At 62.4% G+C, this 19,602-nt stretch carries 18 protein-coding genes and 1 tRNA gene; 1 reads left to right on the forward strand and 18 read right to left on the reverse strand.

From position 1 onward, the window contains the following. Nucleotides 1–16: 16 nt before the first annotated feature. The 15 genes from FHS54_RS12810 to FHS54_RS12880 all read right to left on the reverse strand — a co-directional run bounded on the left by FHS54_RS12810 (nucleotide 17) and on the right by FHS54_RS12880 (nucleotide 17,841). A complete protein-coding gene (locus FHS54_RS12810) occupies nucleotides 17–1,165 on the reverse strand; it encodes a Gfo/Idh/MocA family protein (RefSeq protein WP_167304175.1) in 1,149 nt (382 codons plus the stop codon). Next, nucleotides 1,158–2,237 carry a sugar phosphate isomerase/epimerase family protein gene (locus tag FHS54_RS12815; RefSeq protein WP_167304176.1) on the reverse strand — a complete coding sequence of 360 codons (1,080 nt, stop codon included), beginning with the start codon at nucleotides 2,235–2,237 and terminating at the stop codon, nucleotides 1,158–1,160. Before FHS54_RS12815 ends, FHS54_RS12810 begins: the two co-directional genes overlap by 8 nt. Continuing rightward, on the reverse strand, nucleotides 2,234–3,484 hold the full coding sequence (locus FHS54_RS12820; protein ID WP_167304177.1) for an MFS transporter: 1,251 nt from the start codon (nucleotides 3,482–3,484) through the stop codon (nucleotides 2,234–2,236). Before FHS54_RS12820 ends, FHS54_RS12815 begins: the two co-directional genes overlap by 4 nt. Nucleotides 3,485–3,785: 301 nt before the next feature. Further along, nucleotides 3,786–5,420 (reverse strand): FAD-binding protein, encoded by a 1,635-nt coding sequence (locus FHS54_RS12825; RefSeq protein ID WP_167304178.1) that lies wholly within the window; start codon nucleotides 5,418–5,420, stop codon nucleotides 3,786–3,788. A gap of 412 nt (nucleotides 5,421–5,832) precedes the next feature. Further along, a tRNA-Phe gene (locus tag FHS54_RS12830) sits at nucleotides 5,833–5,908 on the reverse strand. A gap of 50 nt (nucleotides 5,909–5,958) precedes the next feature. Beyond that, entirely contained in the window at nucleotides 5,959–6,153 is a 195-nt protein-coding gene (gene yacG / locus FHS54_RS12835) for a DNA gyrase inhibitor YacG (RefSeq protein WP_167304179.1), read from the reverse strand. Continuing rightward, a complete protein-coding gene (locus FHS54_RS12840) occupies nucleotides 6,143–7,132 on the reverse strand; it encodes a ribonuclease (RefSeq protein ID WP_167304180.1) in 990 nt (329 codons plus the stop codon). The genes yacG and FHS54_RS12840 overlap by 11 nt, the downstream gene beginning before the upstream one ends. 3 nt (nucleotides 7,133–7,135) lie before the next feature. Next, nucleotides 7,136–7,708: a Maf family protein gene (locus tag FHS54_RS12845; RefSeq protein WP_167304181.1), complete on the reverse strand. Its 573-nt coding sequence runs from the start codon at nucleotides 7,706–7,708 to the stop codon at nucleotides 7,136–7,138. 11 nt (nucleotides 7,709–7,719) lie between these two features. Further along, nucleotides 7,720–7,938, reverse strand: coding sequence for a translation initiation factor IF-1 (gene infA / locus FHS54_RS12850; RefSeq protein ID WP_003049127.1), 219 nt, complete (start codon nucleotides 7,936–7,938; stop codon nucleotides 7,720–7,722). Between the two features lie 59 nt (nucleotides 7,939–7,997). Beyond that, entirely contained in the window at nucleotides 7,998–9,293 is a 1,296-nt protein-coding gene (locus FHS54_RS12855) for an adenosylmethionine--8-amino-7-oxononanoate transaminase (protein ID WP_167304182.1), read from the reverse strand. 60 nt (nucleotides 9,294–9,353) lie between these two features. Then, on the reverse strand, nucleotides 9,354–9,770 hold the full coding sequence (locus FHS54_RS12860; protein ID WP_425057315.1) for a DUF4168 domain-containing protein: 417 nt from the start codon (nucleotides 9,768–9,770) through the stop codon (nucleotides 9,354–9,356). A gap of 179 nt (nucleotides 9,771–9,949) precedes the next feature. Then, nucleotides 9,950–11,977: a M13 family metallopeptidase gene (locus tag FHS54_RS12865; protein WP_167304183.1), complete on the reverse strand. Its 2,028-nt coding sequence runs from the start codon at nucleotides 11,975–11,977 to the stop codon at nucleotides 9,950–9,952. A 123-nt stretch (nucleotides 11,978–12,100) separates the two neighbouring features. Beyond that, the gene (locus FHS54_RS12870) at nucleotides 12,101–13,366 is read right to left on the reverse strand and encodes a DUF445 domain-containing protein (protein WP_167304184.1); all 1,266 of its coding nucleotides are present in this window, start codon (nucleotides 13,364–13,366) and stop codon (nucleotides 12,101–12,103) included. A 76-nt stretch (nucleotides 13,367–13,442) separates the two neighbouring features. Continuing rightward, nucleotides 13,443–16,607 carry an efflux RND transporter permease subunit gene (locus FHS54_RS12875; protein WP_167304185.1) on the reverse strand — a complete coding sequence of 1,055 codons (3,165 nt, stop codon included), beginning with the start codon at nucleotides 16,605–16,607 and terminating at the stop codon, nucleotides 13,443–13,445. Between the two features lie 61 nt (nucleotides 16,608–16,668). Continuing rightward, nucleotides 16,669–17,841 carry an efflux RND transporter periplasmic adaptor subunit gene (locus tag FHS54_RS12880; protein ID WP_167304186.1) on the reverse strand — a complete coding sequence of 391 codons (1,173 nt, stop codon included), beginning with the start codon at nucleotides 17,839–17,841 and terminating at the stop codon, nucleotides 16,669–16,671. Between the two features lie 192 nt (nucleotides 17,842–18,033). Here FHS54_RS12880 and FHS54_RS12885 point away from each other — a divergent pair, with 192 nt between their 5' ends. Continuing rightward, nucleotides 18,034–18,282 (forward strand): GlsB/YeaQ/YmgE family stress response membrane protein, encoded by a 249-nt coding sequence (locus FHS54_RS12885; protein ID WP_167304187.1) that lies wholly within the window; start codon nucleotides 18,034–18,036, stop codon nucleotides 18,280–18,282. Nucleotides 18,283–18,355: 73 nt separating this feature from the next. Here FHS54_RS12885 and FHS54_RS12890 read toward each other — a convergent pair whose 3' ends face one another. From FHS54_RS12890 to FHS54_RS12900, 3 genes are all read right to left on the reverse strand, one after another. Further along, entirely contained in the window at nucleotides 18,356–18,610 is a 255-nt protein-coding gene (locus tag FHS54_RS12890; protein WP_167304188.1) for a GlsB/YeaQ/YmgE family stress response membrane protein, read from the reverse strand. A gap of 198 nt (nucleotides 18,611–18,808) precedes the next feature. Next, a complete protein-coding gene (gene sciP / locus FHS54_RS12895; RefSeq protein ID WP_167304189.1) occupies nucleotides 18,809–19,108 on the reverse strand; it encodes a CtrA inhibitor SciP in 300 nt (99 codons plus the stop codon). A gap of 107 nt (nucleotides 19,109–19,215) precedes the next feature. Further along, nucleotides 19,216–19,512 carry a hypothetical protein gene (locus tag FHS54_RS12900; RefSeq protein WP_167304190.1) on the reverse strand — a complete coding sequence of 99 codons (297 nt, stop codon included), beginning with the start codon at nucleotides 19,510–19,512 and terminating at the stop codon, nucleotides 19,216–19,218. Between the last annotated feature and the right edge of the window lie 90 nt (nucleotides 19,513–19,602).

A 19,602-nucleotide genomic window follows, 5' to 3' on the forward strand; every position in this document is an offset into this window, starting at 1 on the left:
CGGCCCATGAACTTTCTCACAATGTCTCTCCGGGACCGATCAGGGTCCATTTTCGGTCGGACCCGGCATTGTCCACCATCGCCTCGATGAACCGCATCGTACGCAAGCCGTCGGCGACGCCGGGAAAAGCAGCGCCCGCTTCGCCGCGAATGACTCGTGCAAAACCGCGATAGAGGTTGGCGAATGCCTCGATATAACCTTCGGGATGGCCCGCCGGGACGCGCGTCATGCCGCCGACACCGTCATGCAGGCCTGGGCCACCGGCTCGCACCATCTCGGCAGGGCGATCGAGCCAGCGCAGGACCAGCGTGTTAGGCTCCATCTGCGACCATTCCAGCCCGCCCCGCTCGCCGTGGATGCGCAGTTTCAGGCCATTTTCCTCACCCGCCGCGACCTGGCTCGCCTTGAGCATGCCGCGCGCGCCGCCGTTGAAGCGCAGCAGCGCGCTGACGTCGTCGTCGAGCCGCCGTCCCGGCACATGGGCCGTCAGGTCAGCCGACACCGACTCCACCCGCAATCCCGATACATGCTCGGCCAGATGGAAGGCATGCGTGCCAATGTCGCCCAGGCAGCCGCCCAGTCCGGCGCGCGCCGGGTCGGTGCGCCATTCCGCCTGCCGGTCGCCATCATTGTCGATCGGCAGACTGAGCCAGCCCTGCAGATATTCCACCTGCACCAGCCGGATCGCGCCGAAATCGCCACGCGCCACGCGCAGGCGCGCCTCCTCCACCAGCGGGTAAGCGCTATAGGTGAAGGCAAGCGCCAGGCGGCGGTCACTGCTGTGCACGGCGCGCGCAATCGCCTCGGCCTCTGCGACACTGATCGCCATCGGCTTTTCGCATAAGACATGGAAACCCGCTTCCAGCGTGGCGATAGCCATCGGTGCGTGAAGATGGTTGGGGGTGACGATCGCCACCGCATCGATCCGCGCGTCTTCGGGCAGTGCCTGCTCCGCCGCCAGCATAGCATCAACGGACGCATAAACACGCTGCGGGTCCAGCCCCAACAACGCGCCCGTTCGGCCATTGCGACCCGCATCCGTGCTGAACGCGCCCGCCGACAATTGCCATTCACCGTCGAGTGCGGCGGCCATCCGGTGGACAGCGCCGATAAAGGCCCCCTCCCCACCGCCCGCCATGCCGAGCCGAAGCGCGCGCCTAGTCATGGCCTTCGCTCCCCGAAAGACCCAGAAGCGACCGGATCGATCCGACATCGACATCGCTCGCCGCAAAGTCGTCGAACGCGCGTTCGGTCAACCGGATGATATGATCGCGGATGAAGGGTGCACCTTCCCGCGCGCCGTCTTCCGACCGCTTGAGCGCGCATTCCCATTCCAGCACCGCCCAGCCGGCATAGCCATATTGGGCCATCTTGCTGAAGATCGCGGTGAAGTCGACCTGCCCGTCACCCGGCGAACGAAATCGCCCGGCACGGTCGACCCAATTGTCAAAGCCACCATAGACCCCCGACCGGCCAGTCGGATTGAATTCGGCATCCTTTACATGGAAGCAGGATATCCGGTCATGATAGCGATCGATGAAATCGAGATAGTCGAGCTGCTGCAGCACGAAATGCGAAGGATCGTAGAGGATGCGCGCGCGCGGGTGATGATTCACCGCCGCCAGGAAACGTTCCCAGGAAGCGCCATCGTGCAAGTCCTCACCGGGATGAATTTCATAGGCACAGTCGATGCCCGCATCTTCGAACGCGTCCAGGATCGGCGTCCAGCGCCGGGCGAGTTCGGCGAACGCTTCCTCGACCAGTCCGGCGGGGCGCTGCGGCCACGGATAGACATAGGGCCAGGCGAGAGCGCCGGAAAAGGTCGCATGTGCCGACAGGCCGAGATTGGCGCTGGCCTTGGCCGCGAGCTTGACCTGCTCGACAGCCCATGCCTGCCGCTCAACCGGTTTGCCACGCAGCGCAGCAGGCGCGAAACTGTCGAACAGCGGGTCATAAGCAGGGTGGACGGCGACCAACTGCCCTTGGAGATGGGTCGAAAGCTCCGTGACCTCCAAGCCATGGCTGGCCAGCATGCCTTTCAGATCGTCACAATAATCCTTGCTCTGCGCCGCGCGGGGCAGGTCGATCAGCCGGGGGTCGCAGGGAATTTGGAGACCGGCATAACCCAGGCCCGCCGCCCACCGGGCCAGGTTTTCGAGCGTGTCGAACGGTGCCGCATCGCCCAGAAACTGCGCCAGGAAAATGCCCGGCCCTTTCACACCCTTTGAACCTGTCATGCTGCGGTCGTCGTCCTGCTGTCGTCGCGGAAGGTAAGGTGGAAGAGGATCGCGATCACCGCAGCGGCGATGGCGGGATACCACCACATATGCTGCCAGTCGGCGATGGTCGGCGTTGCGGGCAGTTGCGCATACAGAAGGGCGCCGATTTGCGACCCCAGCAACATGCCGACACCATAGGTGAACAGGGTCAACATGCCCTGCGCCTGCGCGTTGACGCCCTTTGGCGTCGCAATGGTGCCGGTATAGATCGCGCCTGCGACGAAGAAGAAGTCATAGCAGACACCGTGCAGGGCAACGCCGACATAGACAGCCCAGAGAGAATCGCCACTGTCCCCGATGGCAAACAGGGAATAACGCACGGCCCAGGCGATCATGCCGACCAGCAGCAGAGGTTTCACTCCGAACCGTCGGTAAAGCCATGGCATGGAGAACATGAAAGCCAACTCGGACATTTGCCCGATCGACATCGTGCCGCCGACATTGCTGATGCCGACCGCCCCGACAAAGGGTGACGCATAGGCATAATACATGGCGAGCGGGATAGAGATCAAAGTCGCGCTGAGGATGAAGACCAGAAAGGACCGCTGCCGCAACAGGCCGAACGCTTCCACGCAGAGCACCTGTCGCACGATGGATTCGTCGCGCGGCGGATCGCTCGCGACCGATGGCAGGGTAAAGCTGTAGAGACCGAGCGCCACCGATACGACTGCGGCAACGGTGAAAATCTGCGGACTGGCGGAAAGACCTGCCCAGCCGATGATGAGGCCGGACGCGATCCAGCCCAATGTGCCGAAGGCGCGCACAAAGGGGAAATTGTCGACACGATCACCGAAGCTCTTGAGCGCGATGGTGTTCGCAAGCCCAACCGTCGGCATATAGAGGATCATGTAACCCAGCAGCAGCCAGACGAAGGCACCCGCCCTTTCCGGCGTGACCAGCGAGGGGAGAAGGAACAGGATAACACCGCCCACCAGATGCAGGATCACCATCAACATCCTGGGACTAAGATAGCGGGTCGCGGCCATGCCGAGCAGCAAAGACCCCGCAATGGACGCGATCGGGCCGACTGAAAAAGCGTTGCCGATCAGGTTGCCGATGCCGACCGTCTGCATGACCAGGCCGAGCGTGACGTTCCACGCGCCCCACACGAAAAATTGCATGAACATCATCGTGCTGAGACGCGCGCTGAGTGTCGCTGAACCCGTCAAACCGGCAGTTTCCGCGGCCGCATAATTAGCTGCCATCCGCTCATCCCTCCCGCATACGCTTTTGCGTTTCACCACCGGGCTAGCTTGAGTCATTCTTCATGTAAATGATTACATCGGGATAGGCCCACTGACGTCCCCTGACGCCATTAAGTCCATCAGCAGACAGATCATGTTGAGCCCGCGCGCCGCCTTGCTGCATCCACAGGCGCGACTGAGCGCAACCCAGGGATGCACCCGGGCTGATCGACGCGCTTATTCCCATCCCGACGTGGATCAGTGACGTCGATGTGGGATGTGAAATCTTTGACGCCGATCTCGCCATCCGGGGTGAACGGGCTCACCCGGCATTTGAAGCGCCATGCCGACCGGCGATCCAGGCGAACACCATGGCCGGACCAAGCGTCGCACCTGCACCCGGATAGGTTCTGCCCATGACGGGAGCAGCGCAGTTGCCCGCAGCATATAGGCCTTCGATGACGCTGCCATCCTGGCGAAGAACCCGGGCATGTTCGTCCGCCATCAATCCCCCCTTGGTGCTCAGGTCGCCCGGATAAAAGCGCGTGGCATAGAAGGGCGCCTGGTCGATGGGGCCAAAGGACGGATTTGGCCGGTTCCCCGGATCTCCATAATATTGATCGTAGACATTGTCGCCACGACCGAAATCCTCATCGACGCCCTTTTCAGCCATGGCGTTTACCCGTTCGACCGTACGCTTCAATCCATCCGCATCGATCCCGCATGCATCGGCAAGCTCGCCGAGCGTCGAAGCCCTTGTAAAGGCACCGCTCTTCAAAAATTCGCCGTTCATTCCAGGGGGGGTGGACCCAAAGAAATAGCGGCTGCGATAGCGGTTGTCGAAAATGAGCCAGCTGGGCACCGCTCCAACGCTTTTGTCGCGGTCCAGCATGGCACGTCCGGCGTTAACATAGGATGCCGCTTCGTTCGTGTATCGCTGCCCTGAAGCGTCAACGATGATCGATCCGGGCAATGTACGTTCCCAGATGCCTACGTTGAATGTGCCATCCGGCAGGATCGATATCGGATACCAGGTGGCAGCGTCCATCAGGGCCAGTTCGGCACCGACACTCGCCCCGATCTGATGGCCATCGCCAGTGTCGCCGGGGCTGGCCGAACTCCATTCACCGCTGACCTCCTGAAACTGCTTCCGATAGCTGCTGTTCTTTGCGAACCCGCCCGTGGTCAGCAGCACGCCATGCGGAGCCATGAACCGTTGTTCGGTTTCTCCCTCACCGGTTACGACACCCACTATCCTGCCGCCCTCCTGAATCAGAGACTTTAGCGGAGTGTCGAGGAGGACCGGTATTTCCAGTCGTTGGACGATGGCCATCAATTGCGCCACCAGCGTAGCACCCATGGACAACGGTTTGCGCCCGCACATGTACCAGGCCAGCGTCCGCCCCATCATGCGAATTGCGGCCGAAAGTGATTTGAACGATCGGAACATGGTCGGGATTTTGGGTGCGTCGTCGGTGCTCATCACCATCGACGGCAGGTCCGACTTGCGCATGGTTTCCAGCCAGCCGCCCAGCTTCTTCCCGTCGAAGCTCACACCTTCCAATGTGCGGCCTACGCGCGCGCCGGGCTGATCCTGATGATAGTCAGGATATCGCGGAGCACGACGCCAGCACAGGCCCTGCGCCTCCAATGCCTGCACCATCTCAGGGCCGACATTCAAATAGGCAGCCTTGCGTTCGCTACTACTGGACGGACCCACATCGCCAATGGTGGCTTCCATATAGGCAAACGCAGCCTCGTAACTGTCTTCCACCCCGTCACGCTGCATCAGGTGATTATTCGGAATCCAGACCCCGCCACCAGAGAGGGCACTGGTCCCGCCCCAAGAGGCGGTTTTCTCGATGATCACCGGGTTCAGGCCGTTCAGCTTGGCGGAAATTGCACCCACCAGGCCGCCCGCGCCCGTCCCTACAACAATAAAATCAGCTTTCACCATCACCGAAACGCCTTGCCCCTTCTTGCGGACCAACTGGAGATAATCGCTCTGTAGCGATCATTATTGGTGCGCCACTAACGCAAAGCCGTTTGGCGGCGCAAGTGAAGTGGCAACCGCGTGAGCGCGGCGGGGGGGAATAATGGGCTTGGATATTCCCGGTCCAGCCATTGCCCTATCGGCTTCGCCCGCATCCGCTAAGGCGTTTCAGGCCACTCTGTGGCTCGCCATGCTGGATTTCTCCTTCATGGCTCTAAAAAAAAACGGTCTTAAGCGCCACGCCCCCCTGCCCGAAGCGAGCCACAGGGGTCTTCCGGGCCTTTTTTGCTACTCGATTGTGCAGCAGAACCGTGGCGGAGGATTCAGAGTCCGTCTTCGAAACGGCTTTCGCACAATTTCAATCTATTGAGGCAAATGGTGCCCGGGGACGGATTCGAACCGCCGACACTGCGATTTTCAGTCGCATGCTCTACCAACTGAGCTACCCGGGCAGGGTGGCCGGGCAGAGGCTCCGGCCTATTGAGAGGCGTGCCTATAGGCATCAATCCGGGGTGCTGTCCACCCCATAATCGTCGCTTTTTGTCATCTCATCTGCGGCAGGCGTGCCGGGTACGCTATAGCCTTCGCCCAGCCACTGCAGAAGATCGCGATCGCGGCAAGCCTTGCTGCAAAAGGGACGTGTCTCGCCTGTGGCAGGCTGGCCACAGATCGGGCAGGAAGAGGCTTTACGCGACATGGCCTGCCGATATGGCAAGGCTTGTATCCGCCTTCAAGCTGATCGCGCCGCCGCGGCGGCGGGCGAGCTGTTCGATCCACTCGCCCGCCTTGTGCAGCCGGTCGATGATCGTCGGGGCAGCGGTGATGACAGCCGGGCCGCCCTGCCCATGCCGTTCGGCACGGCGAAGCAGCGCAAGCGTCGCAGTTTCAACAGGATCGGCGCGGAGCAATTCCATCAGGTTCATGCGTTCGCGGCGGCGAATGATCTGGATGAAGCCAAAGCCGTTGACGGCCGTGCGTTCAAAGGGAAGCGGCAGATATTTGTCGATCTGCGCGGATGCGATGGCACGTTCGTCCTTGTTGTTCATCGTCGGCAGATCGACGCCGATCGAGCCGGTCAGACCCATGCGCTGGATCGCCTGCGCTGCCATTTTCGCGCCCTTGGGGCCAAGTTTGGCCGGGGGGAGAGACCCGTCGACATCGATCAGGATCATCGCGGGCGTCGGGAATATGCGCAGGCTGGCTTCTTCCGCGCCGACTTCGCCCGACATGGCTTCTTCCATCAACTCGCTCCAGCCATGGGCTTCCAGCTGGTCTTCCTCATGCGCGGGGCAAGGCGTCACAGGGATGCCGGTGGCGCGTATCCGCTGAAGCAGGCTGGGAGCCGGATGCGCCTTCGTTCCGGGCAGGGCGATGCGGCCCTTGGCCAGTTTTGCGCGGCCTTCCTCCGGGATCGCTTCGCGCAGGATTTCGATGAAGACGCTCGCCCCCTCCGCGATCTTGGGCGGTATGGGTTCGACCAGGACTTCTTCGCCGTTGATCAGGCGAACGATGCCCCGCCGCTTGGGGATGACGGTGCGGACGAGCTTGCCCTGCATCACCGATCCGGGGCGGGCGGCGTCATTTTCGCGCTCGATCAAAGCTTCGACCAGACGGCCTTTTTCGATTTTGGCGGCGCGGATTTCGCCGATGCCTTCTTCATACAGCCACTGCGCCATAGATCAGTCCAATGGATAGCCCGCTGCCTTCAGCAGCGCGCGGGTTTCGTAAAGCGGCAGCCCCATGATTGCGCTGTGGCTGCCCTGAATGGCGCGGATGAGGCCAGCGGCCCGCCCCTGGATTGCATAGCCGCCCGCCTTGCCATGCCATTCCTCGCTGGCAATGTAGGCGTCGATTTCAATACGCTCCAGCCGTTTGAAGGTAACGACATTGACCGACAGGCGGTGGCGCGCTTTTCCGTCGGCGTCGATCAGGCTGATGGCGCTCAACACGCGATGGCGGCGGCCGGACAGCAGTTCAAGGCACTGACGCGCCTCCGACTCTGTTTCCGCCTTGGGAAGGATGCGTCGGCCAGCAGCCACGACAGTGTCCCCCGCCAGCACCAGCGCGCTAGGGTGCCGGGCGGCGACAAGCGCCGCTTTTTCCGCGGATACACGCTGGGCGTAGCAAGGCGGCAGTTCGCCTTTCCGGGGTGTTTCGTCACAATCGGCGGGGTCAACCGCATCAGGCGACACGCCAATCTGGCCCAGAAGTTCACACCGTCTGGGAGAAGCAGAAGCAAGGATGAGCCGCATGCGAAAAGCGGCTATTTGAAGCGGTAGGTGATCCGACCCTTGGTAAGGTCGTAGGGTGTCAGTTCCACCAGCACTTCGTCACCCACCAGCACGCGAATGCGATTCTTGCGCATCTTGCCGGCGGTATGGCCGAGGATCTCGTGATCATTTTCAAGCCGCACGCGGAACATGGCGTTGGGGAGAAGCTCCACAACCTGTCCGCGCATTTCAAGCAGTTCTTCTTTTGCCATAATATCCTGGAAAGTCGAAAAATCGCGCCGCCATAGCGCCAAAAAGCAAAAATGGAAAGTCAGGCTGAACCGGCGAAGAAATCGCCTGCTTGCGCGAGCGCCTCAAAGATCTGATCCAGCTGATCCGAATCAAGACAATAGGGCGGCAAGAGATAGATGGTGTTGCCCAGCGGTCGCAGCAAGATGCCGCGATCAAGGAAGAACGCGCGAAGCTGTGGCGCAAGATCGGACAAATAGCCAGCGTCGGATGCAATCAGGTCGATCGCAACGACCGTGCCGTGCTGGCGCGGATTGGCGAAGGCGGGATGGCGTGCCAAGACCCCGAGTCGCTGCGCCAGGCCTTGCGACAGCGCAGCGATGCGACCCAGCACGTCTTCTTCCCGCCAGATAGCAATGTTTGCGGCGGCGGCGGCGCAAGCGATGGCATTGGCCGTATAGCTGGACGAATGGTAGAAAAGCCGCGCACGATCGGTCGATAGATGCGCATCAAAGATTCGCGCCGTCGCCAGCGTGGCGGCAAGCGCAATCGACCCGCCCGTAATCCCCTTCGCGACGGCCATGATGTCAGGAACGACCCCGGCCTGCTCACAGGCGAACAGCGTGCCCGTGCGGCCCCAGCCAGTCATGACTTCGTCAGCAATGAAAAGGACGTCGTGACGCGCGCAGATCGCCGCCATTTCGCGCAACACTGCGGGCGAATACATCAACATCCCGCCTGCCCCCAGGATGAGCGGCTCGACGATGAAGGCGGCGGGCTTTTCCGGGGCAGTGCAGGCGGCTTCCAGCGCCGCAAGCGTCTTCGGTTCCTGGCCCGCATGCGGGAAGGCTATGGTGGTCACATCGAACAGCAAGGGCGTCCAAGCGGCGTTGTAGACCCCGCGCTCGCCCATCGACATCGTCCCGATCGTGTCGCCATGATAGCCATGCTCAAGGACCAGGATACGGTGACGGGGGGTCGACAAGCCATCCAGGGCGCGGTTGTGCCAGTAACCCAGCGCCATCTTCAGCGCCACTTCCACCGCCGTCGACCCGCTGTCCGAATAGAAGACGTGGGACAAGGGGTCGCGGCCATCGGCGCGCGGGGCAAGGTCGATCAGGCCCTGCGCGACTTCTTCGGCAGGATCATGGGTGTAGGCGGCGAAGATCAACTGATCGAGCGTCTGGGCCTGTGCGCCGATGGCTGCTGCAATGCGAGGATCACAATGGCCGTGGGTCGTCACCCACCAGCTGGATATGCCATCGATAAGGGTCCGGCCATCAGCCAGATGGAGTAATGCGCCTTGCGCCCGCACCACTTTGGGAATGGGTTCGCCAAGACCATGTTGAGTGAAAGGATGCCAGAGGGGGGAGGTCATGGCCGCACGCTTAGAACAGCATGCGCGACAGGCCAAGCACCTCCCCTATGGAAACAGCGCTTATTGGGGCTGGGCAGGACTTGCAGGGGCAGCCGGTGATGCTGGCTGAGCCGGGGCGGCAGCCTGAATACGCTGCTGCAGCGCCGGGTCGGCAGCAGCAGCCTGGCCAATCGCGTTGAACTTTTCAGGCGGGATGCCGGATGCCTGCAAGGCGGCCAGCATCTTGGGCTGCTTTTCGGCGTCCGCAATCGTGCTGTCCGACTGAATCTTGGTCACCGCGACTGCGGCGGCGGCAAACTGCTTGATATCAGCGTCGCTAAAGCTCGACGCATCCGCTGATGGGGCCGCCGGGGTGGTAGGCGTCGCCGGGGTTGCCGGGGCAGCAGCTTCCTGAGCGAGTAGAGGGGCCGAAGCGAATAGTGCGGCCGACGCCAGGCCCGCCTTCAAGAATTTAGAGGAATGGAAACCCGTCAACATGCTTCTCCTTTGCTTTACCGGCATCCAAGCTGGGAAAGTGAGAGCAACGAATAAAGGGCGATCCGATAAGACGTGGCTTTCCAAAGATAGCGGGACCGAAGATTTCAGCTGGTCCGCACCCGCACACATTCCGTCGCGCTACCGAATCGTTGCGCCACGGCAATGGACTTGGCCTCCGGTTACCAGATCTTCACCCGGTCGCGCGGTGAAAGGACCATCTTCTCGCCAGCTTGCGGTCTGAATGCCGTATACCATTTGTCGAAATTGCGGACGATGTCGGCGCGATATTGAGCAGGGGAATGTGGATCAGTCACCAGGCGCTGGCGCAGGTTGGGCTCCCGATAGTTACGCCGCCAGACCTGCGCCCAGCCAAGAAAGAAGCGCTGGTCCCCGGTTGTCCCGTCAATCACTGGCGCGGGCTTGCCCCCCAGCGAGGCATGATAGGCGTCCAGCGCAACAGCCACCCCGGCGAGATCACCGATATTTTCGCCCAGAGTGAAGTCACCTTTCACATGCGCACCCGGCAGAGGTTCATAGGCGTCATATTGCTTCACCAGCCGGTCCGTCAGCCCTTTGAAGGCGGCGACGTCGGCATCGCTCCACCACTGGTTGAGCTTTCCGGTCTCATCATATTTTGCGCCCTGATCGTCGAAATGATGGCTGAGCTCATGCCCGATCACCGCGCCGATGCCGCCATAATTCACCGCCGGATCGGCATGAGGATCAAAGAAGGGCGGTTGCAGGATCGCGGCGGGGAATACGATTTCCACCATGCCGAAATCGGCATAGGCGTTGATCTCCATCGGCGTCATCTGCCATTCCCAGCGGTAGATCGGCTTGCCCAGCTTACCCATCTGATAATCGAAGTCATGGGCATTGGCGCGTTGCGCATTGCCGTAAACATCATCCGCCCTGACCGTCAGCCCGGCATAGTCGCGCCATTTGCTCGGATATCCAATCTTGGGCGTGAAGGCGGCCAGTTTCTTGTGGGCGCGCGCCTTGGCTGGATCGCTCATCCAGGCAAGGCCATCGATGCGACGACCCATGGCGGCGATGACATTTTTCACCAGTTCGTCCATCGCCGCCTTGGTTTCCGGGGGGAAATAGCGGGCGACATAGGCCTGCCCCACGTCATCGCCCATGGCGTCCTTGACGAACCCGACAGCCCGTTTCCAGCGCTGCTCCCGCTGCGGCGTGCCTGACAGGACCGTGCCGTAAAAGGCGAAGTCAGCGTCGGCGATCCGGTCGGGCAGGTAGGTCGCATAGGCGTGCAGCCCGCGCAGCAACAGCGCATCCTTGAGCACGCCGAGCGGCGTTTTGGCGATGAGCGCAGCCTCACCCGTGACCGCGCTCGGCTGCGCGACGAGCAGCGCGGCGGGCTGCAGCCGGATGGCGGCAAAATAAGCGGCGAAGTCGAAGCCCGGCGCGGCCTTTTGCAGGTCGGTCAGGGTCATCTTGTTATAGGTCTTGTCCGCATCGCGGCTGTCGACCTGGGTCCAATGGACCTTGGCCAATTCGGTTTCAAACGCCATCAGTGCAGCGGCGCGGGCTTTTCCATCGATCTCACCCGCCAGTGTCAGCATCTGTTCGAGATGCGCGACATAGGCGGCACGGATCGCGGCCATTTTCTCGTCAGGCTGAAGGTAGAAATCACGGTCGGGAAGGCCCAGCCCACCCTGACGCATGTTCAATATGTAGCTTTCCGGGTCCTTGTCATCCTGTCCGACATAGAAAACGAACGGGCCTGAAATCCCCGTGCGCGCGGCTTGCGCTGCGACCTGGGCGTAATCCGCCTTGTCGTTGATGCCCTTGACCTTCGCTATCCACGGCTGGATCGGTGCCATCCCCTTTTGCTCAACCGTGGCTGCGTCCAGATAGCTTGCATAGGCAAGGCCGATCTTGCTGGAATGATCAGCCCTCGCCGCCTCCAATATGCCGCGCGTCCTTTCGCGCGACAGGTCGTCCAGCACGTTGAACGCGCCATAGTTGGACTTGTCGGGCGGGATCGGCGTCGCCTTCGCCCAGCCGCCGTTGGCGTGGAGGTAGAAATCGTCGCCCGGCTTGACCGATGGGTCCATGCCCTGGGTATCAAATCCGTAGCTGCCATAAGTGGGTTTGGCCGGGCTGGTCGATGGCGCATCGGCCTGCGCGATGGACGTGCCGATCGTCAGCGCGCAAGCCGCCGCGCTCAAGAGGAAAATCTTCATGAAAGCATCCCTTGCCTTGTCATATGGCGTGATTTGACCCGCGCGGGCGGGCGAAGTCCATATTATTGCGTTGAAAAGCGCGATCGGCTCGAACGCCGACCCGCCATATTGCGGTCATTCGCTCTAAAACAGGGTGTCAGCCGTATGGATGGCCAGCCCGACAAGGCCGCCCACCAGCGTCCCGTTGATACGGATATATTGCAGGTCGCGGCCCACCGCGCTTTCCAGGCGGCTGGTGATCGTTCCTGCGTCCCACCCGCGCACGGTTTCGCTGACCAGCGTGACGATCGAATCGCCATAGGCGGCGGTCGCGCCCACAGCGCCCCGGCGCACGAAGCGGTTGACCAGCAGCCGCAGCCGGGCATCATCCTGCAATGTGCCGCCCAGCTGCCGCAACGCCTCACCCAACCGCCCCGCCATAGCCTTGCCAGGGTCGCGCACAGCGCGCAGCAGGCCCGATCGCGCCTGTTCCCATAGTCCGTCGATCCAGCGCTGCATCGCCGGGTTGTCGACAATTTCATCACGGATACGGGCTACTCGCGCCTGCATCGCGGCGTCATGTTGCAGGTCGGCGGCCAGCTTGGCCATGCCCTCCTCCGCCTTCAGCCGCAGGCTGTGGCCGGGGTCATCGGCCATGTCCGCCAGCAACCGCCGCAACCCGTCAATGATCGCGTTTGCGACATTTTCGTCCAGCCCGGTCCAGCGCAAAATCTTGCCCGACCGTTCATGCACCATCTGGCGGATCAGATGGTCATTGGCTTCCAGCGTCCGGTCTGCCCAATGGATGATGCCGTCCATGACCGGCGCGTGACGGCCGTCGCGCATCGCCGCTTCCAATGACTGGCCGATCAGCGGAGCGAGATTCATGACGCGCAGCCGCTGGGCAATCGCGCCCTTCACCATGCCTCCGAGCCGCTCCTGGTCCAGCGCTTCCAGCATGTCGGCGGCGAGCCGGGACGCGCCTTCGCGCAGTCGGCCGTCTCCGCCCGATGGGCTGGCCAGATATCGCCCGACCGCGCCCGCGACGTCCAGCCGCTGCATCCGGCGGGCGACGACGGCGGGGGTCAGGAAATTGTCGCGCAGGAACAGGGCCAGCGTGTCGCCGATCCGGTCCTTGTTGCGTGGGATGATCGCCGTATGCGGGATGGGCAGGCCCAGCGGATGGCGAAACAACGCGGTGACGGCGAACCAGTCGGCGAGGCCGCCGACCATGGCGGCTTCGGCGAACGCCTGGACAAAGCGGATGGCGGGGTGGAGGTGAACGGTGGACCGGGCGATGATGAATAGCGCCGCCATGGCCAGTAGCATGCCCGTTGCCACCAGTTGCATGCGCCGGGCCGGGTGGGCCGGGCCGCCGACGGGTGGCAGGGATGCGGGAAGCAGCTTCATGGCCGACAAACGGTTACGCCGCCGTTTCGTTCAGGCAAGCGCTTCTTTTCGCGGGAAGACCTGATTTTCCACACAGTCATTCCGCGGGTTGGGTGCCGCCTGCATGGGTGCTGTCGTCGCCTGCCTTGTAGGTCAGCAAGCGGCGGCTGAGGCGGGGTCCCATCCATCCTTCAAACTGCAGCGCCAGGCTGAAGGTCGCAGGCACGATCACCAGTGTCAGCAGGGTGGACAGCAGCAAGCCGCCGATCACCGTGATGCCCATGGGGGAGCGCCAGGCGCTGTCGCCGCCCAGCGACAGGGCGGTGGGCACCATGCCGGCCACCATGGCGACGGTGGTCATGACGATCGGCTGCGCCCGCTTGTGCCCGGCATCGACGATCGCATCGAAGTGCGGGACGCCCTTTTCAATTTCTTCCAGCGCAAAATCGATCACGAGGATGGAATTTTTGGCGACGATGCCCAGAAGCATCAGCAGCCCGATCAGCACCGGCATGGAAATTGGGTGGCCGGTCAGATGGAGGGCAATCGCGCCGCCCAGCGGTGCCAGCAGCAGCGACCCCAGATTGACGAAGGGCGGCATGAGCCGTTTGTAGAGCAGCGTCAGGACGGCCAGCACCAGCAGGATGCCGGAAATGACGGCGACGATGAAATTCTTCACCAGTTCCGCCTGCCACTTGGTTTCGCCAGTGGTGATTTTCTGAATGCCGGGGATCGCGCCCTGATCCACCGCCTTCATCGTTGGCAGGGCGTTGATCCGGGCCATCGCCTGGCTGCTGACGATGCCGGGTGCGAAATCGGCACCCACGACGATGCGGCGCGCCTGATTGTAGCGGCGGATCTGCGTCGGTCCCGCGCCGAATTCGATGTCGGCGACGACCTTTAGCGGCACCGATCCGCCGTCCACTGTCGGCACCGGCATATTCTCGATCGTGGCGATGTCACGGCGGCTATCCTCTGCCATCGCGACGCGGATCGGGATCTGGCGGTCCGACAGCGAGAATTTCGCGCTGTTCTGATCGATGTCCCCGATCGTCGCGACACGGATGGTCTGGCTGAGCGCCGCCGTGGTGACGCCCAGGCTGGCGGCCAGGTCGAACCTGGGCTTGATGAGGATTTCCGGGCGGCTCATGTCGCCCTGGACGCGGGGCGTACGGACTTCCTTTACCCCGGCCATTTCGGCCACCAGCTTGTTTGCGGTCTGCTCAAGCACTTCAGGTTCGTCGCCGCCGAACATGATGATGACGTCGCGACCGAAGCCGCCGCCTGACTGAGACTGAAAATTGACGCGCGCGTCTGCAACCTGGTGAAATTTCGGTGCGGTTTTACGTTCCCATTCGACCGACGACATCGGTCGGTCCTTTTTCAGGGTCAGGTAAATGTCGGCACCGGTCGTTTGAATGTCAGCAAAGGCGGCATCGACTACTTTCGTGTCCGCCGACAGCATATCGGCGATCTTGCGGGCGACGCCGGTCGTCTGTTCCAGCGTGCTGCCCGGCACCATTTCGATCTTTACCTGGCTGAAATTGGTGTCGATCGACGGCTGAAAGGCCATGGGCAAGGTGCCAAAAGCAAAAAGGGTCGCAACGAACGCGGCCCCGCCCATGCCCAATGTCCACAGGCGATGATCCCGCAGCCAGGCACCCAGTCGCGCCCGACCACCCCGCGCCCGGTGCGCAATCGCCTGGCGTTCGTCCAGTGACCAGCGCAGGACCGACATATAGACGTCCATCAGCCAGCCTTCGCCATGGCTTTCCTGGCCGTGCGCTTTCAGGAAATAGGCCGCGACCATCGGCGTGATGAGGCGCGCGACGGCGAGGCTGAGCAGCACCGCGACGACGATGGTCATGCCGAATTGGATGAAGAACTGGCCGGACACGCCAGGCATCAGTCCGACCGGCAGGAAGACGGCGACGATCGCCATCGTCGTCGCCAGCACCGCCAGCCCGATTTCGTCAGCGGCGTCGATCGCGGCCTGATAGGCGGTTTTGCCCATGCGCATGTGGCGGACGATATTCTCGATCTCCACAATGGCGTCGTCGACCAGCACGCCCGCCACCAGGCTGAGCGCCAGAAGCGAGGTGATATTGAGGGTGAAGCCCATCATTTCCATGAACCAGAAAGTGGGAATCGCCGACAGGGGAATGGCAAGGGCGGCGATGATCGTCGCTCGCCAATCGCGCAGGAACAGGAAGACCACGACGACGGCCAGGATGGCACCTTCGATCATGGCCGCCATCGCCGAATGATATTGGTTCTTTGTATAGTCGACGGTGCTGAAAAGCTGCTTGTAGCGGACCTTGGGATTTTCCTTGCTCAGCTTTTCCAGGACGACCTTCGCCCCTTCGAACACGGTTACGTCCGATGCGCCCTTCGCCTTTCCAAGGCTGAAGCTGGTGACCTGCCGCCCGTTCATCAACGCCAGCGACCGCTGTTCGGCATACATGTCGCGAACGTCGGCCAGATCAGCCAGCTTGACCGTGCGGCCACCCGGAATGGCTATCTGCGTCTGACCCAGCGCATAGGCGCTTGCGGCATTGCCCAGCACGCGGATCGCCTGTTCGGCCCCGGCAATTTCGGTGCGCCCCCCCGCAGAATTGACGTTCACCTGCTGCAGCTGCTGATTGACCTGGCTGGCGGTGATGCCGCGCGCCTGCATCTTTGCCGGGTCCAGTATGACGCGGATTTCCCGGCTGACGCCGCCGCCGCGCGCGACCGCAGCCATGCCGGGCACCGCCAGCAGCCGCTTGGCCACGGTATTGTCGACATACCAGGACAGTTCCTCCAACGTCATGTCGGTGGCTTCGGCGCTGAAATAGGCCATCGGTATGCCGTCAATGTCGAGGCGGGTGACCTGCGGCTCCAATATTCCTTCGGGAAGGTCGCTGCGAATCTGGTCGACGGCATTTTTGACGTCGGCGACGGCGCGGTCGACCCCCGTTCCGATCTGGAACTGGACAGTCGATATGGACTGCCCTTCCGACACGATCGAGGTAATTTCATCGACGCCGCTGATGCTGCGGACGGCAGCTTCCACGCGCTGCGTCACCTGCGTTTCAAGTTCGGATGGCGCGGCACCGGGTTGCAGCACCATCACTTGCGCGACGGGGAAGCTGACGTCCGGCTGTTGATTGACGTCCAACCGCATGAAGCTGACCACCCCCGCCAGCAGCAGCGCGACGAACAGCACAAGCGGCGACACCGGGTTGCGAATGGCCCAGGCGGACATATTGCGAAAACTCATGAGGGATTCCTCGCCCTGTTCCACCATGCGCGCCGGACAGGCACGCTTACCTCAACTGGCCTTAGCTGGCCTTGCGTACCTCTGGCTTGACCTTCTGGCCAGGCGCGAGGAAGGCACCGGCCAACAGCACCACATGTTCAGCGCCGGTCAGCCCGTTCGTGACGGCAACGCCCTTTCCAGACACCTGCCCCACCTCAACATCGCGCCGCACCGCCTGATTGTCGGCGTTGACGACATAGACATAATGCCCCTTCGCGTCGGTCTGGACCGCGGATTCCGGCAGCATGGGAGCGGTTGCGGTGCCGCTGACGATCGTCGCGGACGCAAAGCCTCCGGGCCGGATCGCGCGATTATAGGGAATGGCGATGCGGGCGATGCCCTGCCGGGTTTGCGGATCGACCACCGGCGATACCTGCCAGACGCGCCCGGCAATCTGTTCCGTGCCACCCACCGGCGTGATCGTGGCGCTGTTGCCGGCGCGCAGCGTCGCAAGGTCGCCTTCGCTGACCTGCGCCAACATCTCCATCTCACCATCCTTGGCCATGCGGAACAGGACGCCGCTGCCCGATCCCACGATCTGGCCCGGTTCCACATTTCGCGTCAGCACCAGGCCCGCGGCAGGGGCGCGAATGTCCAGCCGGCCCGTCCGGGCGCGCTGTTCGGCCAGTTGCGCGGCGGCGACATTCACGCGCGCATTGGCCGCGTCACGCGTCGCAGTGCGCTGATCAATATCCGCCTGACTGATGAATCCGCGCGCGACCAGAGCCTTTGCCCGATCGAGCTGGGCCTGGGCGAGTTTCGCATCGGCACGCGCCACCTCTACCTGAGCGGCGAGCGAGCGAATCTGTTCGCTCTGGACGGATCGTTCGATCACGGCCAGGGCCTGTCCCGCGCGCACCCAGTCGCCCGGCTGGACCAGAACGCGCCTGACCTCTCCACCTTCGCCGACCACGCCCACGGGCATTTCGACCCGAGCGGCCAGCGATCCGGTGCTGCTAGTCGTCTGGTCAACCATCGACTTGCCCGGAACGATCACGGTGACGACAGGAGCCTGTTCCATAGGGGCCGCCGAGCCGGACCCGGTCCCCCGAAAGGCCATCCAGGCGGCGATTGCGATCAACAGGATGGCGACCGCGACGCCGATGATCAGCCCGCGCCGACGCCCGGACCGCGGCTGATCTTCGTCGAAGACGTGCGCCGGGATGTCACCGGCCAGCTGAGTCTCGTAATTCATCCTGATTCCAATTTCAGACGGCGCTGTCTGAGGCCGCGCTGTATTATATAAATATATCACCCTGCTCAACCCCCAATATCATGCTGCCGACGCGGCGGGCAAGTTCGTTACTGGGGGGCAGGCGCGCCGCATTCCCTTGCCAATTGGACGTATTTGTGGCGCAATGAACGACGCAAGGGGTGGAGAGAAGCGATGGAAATGCTGGGATGGATCATCGTCGGTCTGTTCGCGGGCGCGATCGCCAGACTGGTGATGCCCGGACGCGATCCGGGTGGCTGTGTCGTGACACTGTTGCTGGGCATAGCCGGGGCGCTGCTGGCCGGATATGTGGGCCGTTTTCTGGGATTTTATACGCCCGATGAAAATGCCAGCTTCATCGCCGCCATTCTGGGGTCGATAGCGGTGCTGGCGCTATATCGCTGGTTTGCGCGCCGGGCCTGATGGCAAGCGCGCGTGAAAAAGGGCCGCGTCGCAAGGACGCAGCCCTTCTTACCCGCCAGCGAGGTTCAATCGGTTAGCGCATCGACCCGCGACGCACCAGATTGACGATGGCAAGCAGCACGATGGCACCCACCAGGGAAACCAGGAAGCTGTAGAGCGTCAGGCCGTCGTTGATCGAACCGCCGCTGAAAATCAGGCCGCCGATGAACGCCCCGACAATGCCGACGACGATGTTCAGCAGGATGCCCTGCTGCGCGTCCGTGCGCATGACCATGCTGGCGAGCCAGCCGATAATGCCGCCGACAACAAGCCACAAAATGATACCCATTTCACACTCTCCTTGGACCAGCGCCCCCAGCGGGTGGCTGTCCTGTTCAACGGAGAAGTCGGCTTAGCGTTCCGTGAAATATTTCTGGATGAGAAACGATTCCGCAAAACCGGGCGTGCGCGGCACGAAAAAGGCCGCCGGATCATGCCCGGCGGCCTTTTTCTCTTCCAGTGCGTCTTCAGCGGCGCGGGGGCGTGATCAGTATTTCTGCTGCCGTTCGTAAAGCGACTTATAATATTGGATGCGGGTCACGCGCAGGCCATGCATGCCCGAACGGTCGACCGCACGTTGCCAACCGGCAAATTCTTCCAGCGTCAGCGAATAGCGCGCGCAGGCTTCATCCACGGTCAGGAGGCCACCATTCACGGCAGCGACGACTTCAGCCTTGCGGCGCACGACCCAGCGGGTCGTATCCGCCGACGGCAGGCTGTCCAGCGTCAGAGGTTCTCCAAGCGGCCCGACGACCTGAGCAGGTCGGATTTTTTGATTTTCTATCATTCTCACCCTCAAAAAGCGGCACTGGCGTTGCCGAATTCAGCAGCGGCAACCGGTATGCGCGTCAGCCCTGAAGATCGGCTAAAGCGCCACGGTAAACGCCTCCTTCATCATCCTTGTCCCACTCTTAAATGCTCTGCGATCAACGGGTTGAAACTGCCCCTTGACCGTGCGGTATCGATCATGCCGCTGGAACGCGGCGCGAAGATTTCGGCCAGTTCCTGAATCCAGTCCCCCGGTTTTTCCTGCCCCCGCAGGACGACGGCGACGGCCTGCGCAGTCGGGCTAGCCGCCTGCGCCGCCGCCGAAGCGGCACGCAGCATCGGCCACACGGGCGCGTGCGGCCTGCCGACCGGCCTGGCATAAGCGGGTTTTAGCCCGCCTGCCCGGATGAAGCTCAAATCCATGGCCTTATGTGTAGTCGTGAAAGGATAAAGTCCGGTAAACTCCACCTGCCATTCCGGCCGGAACTGGCGAACAGGCGGAATCCGGCTGGA

The sequence above is a fragment of the Sphingobium vermicomposti genome (genome assembly GCF_011762025.1).
In the GTDB taxonomy this organism is placed as follows: Bacteria; Pseudomonadota; Alphaproteobacteria; order Sphingomonadales; family Sphingomonadaceae; genus Sphingobium; species Sphingobium vermicomposti.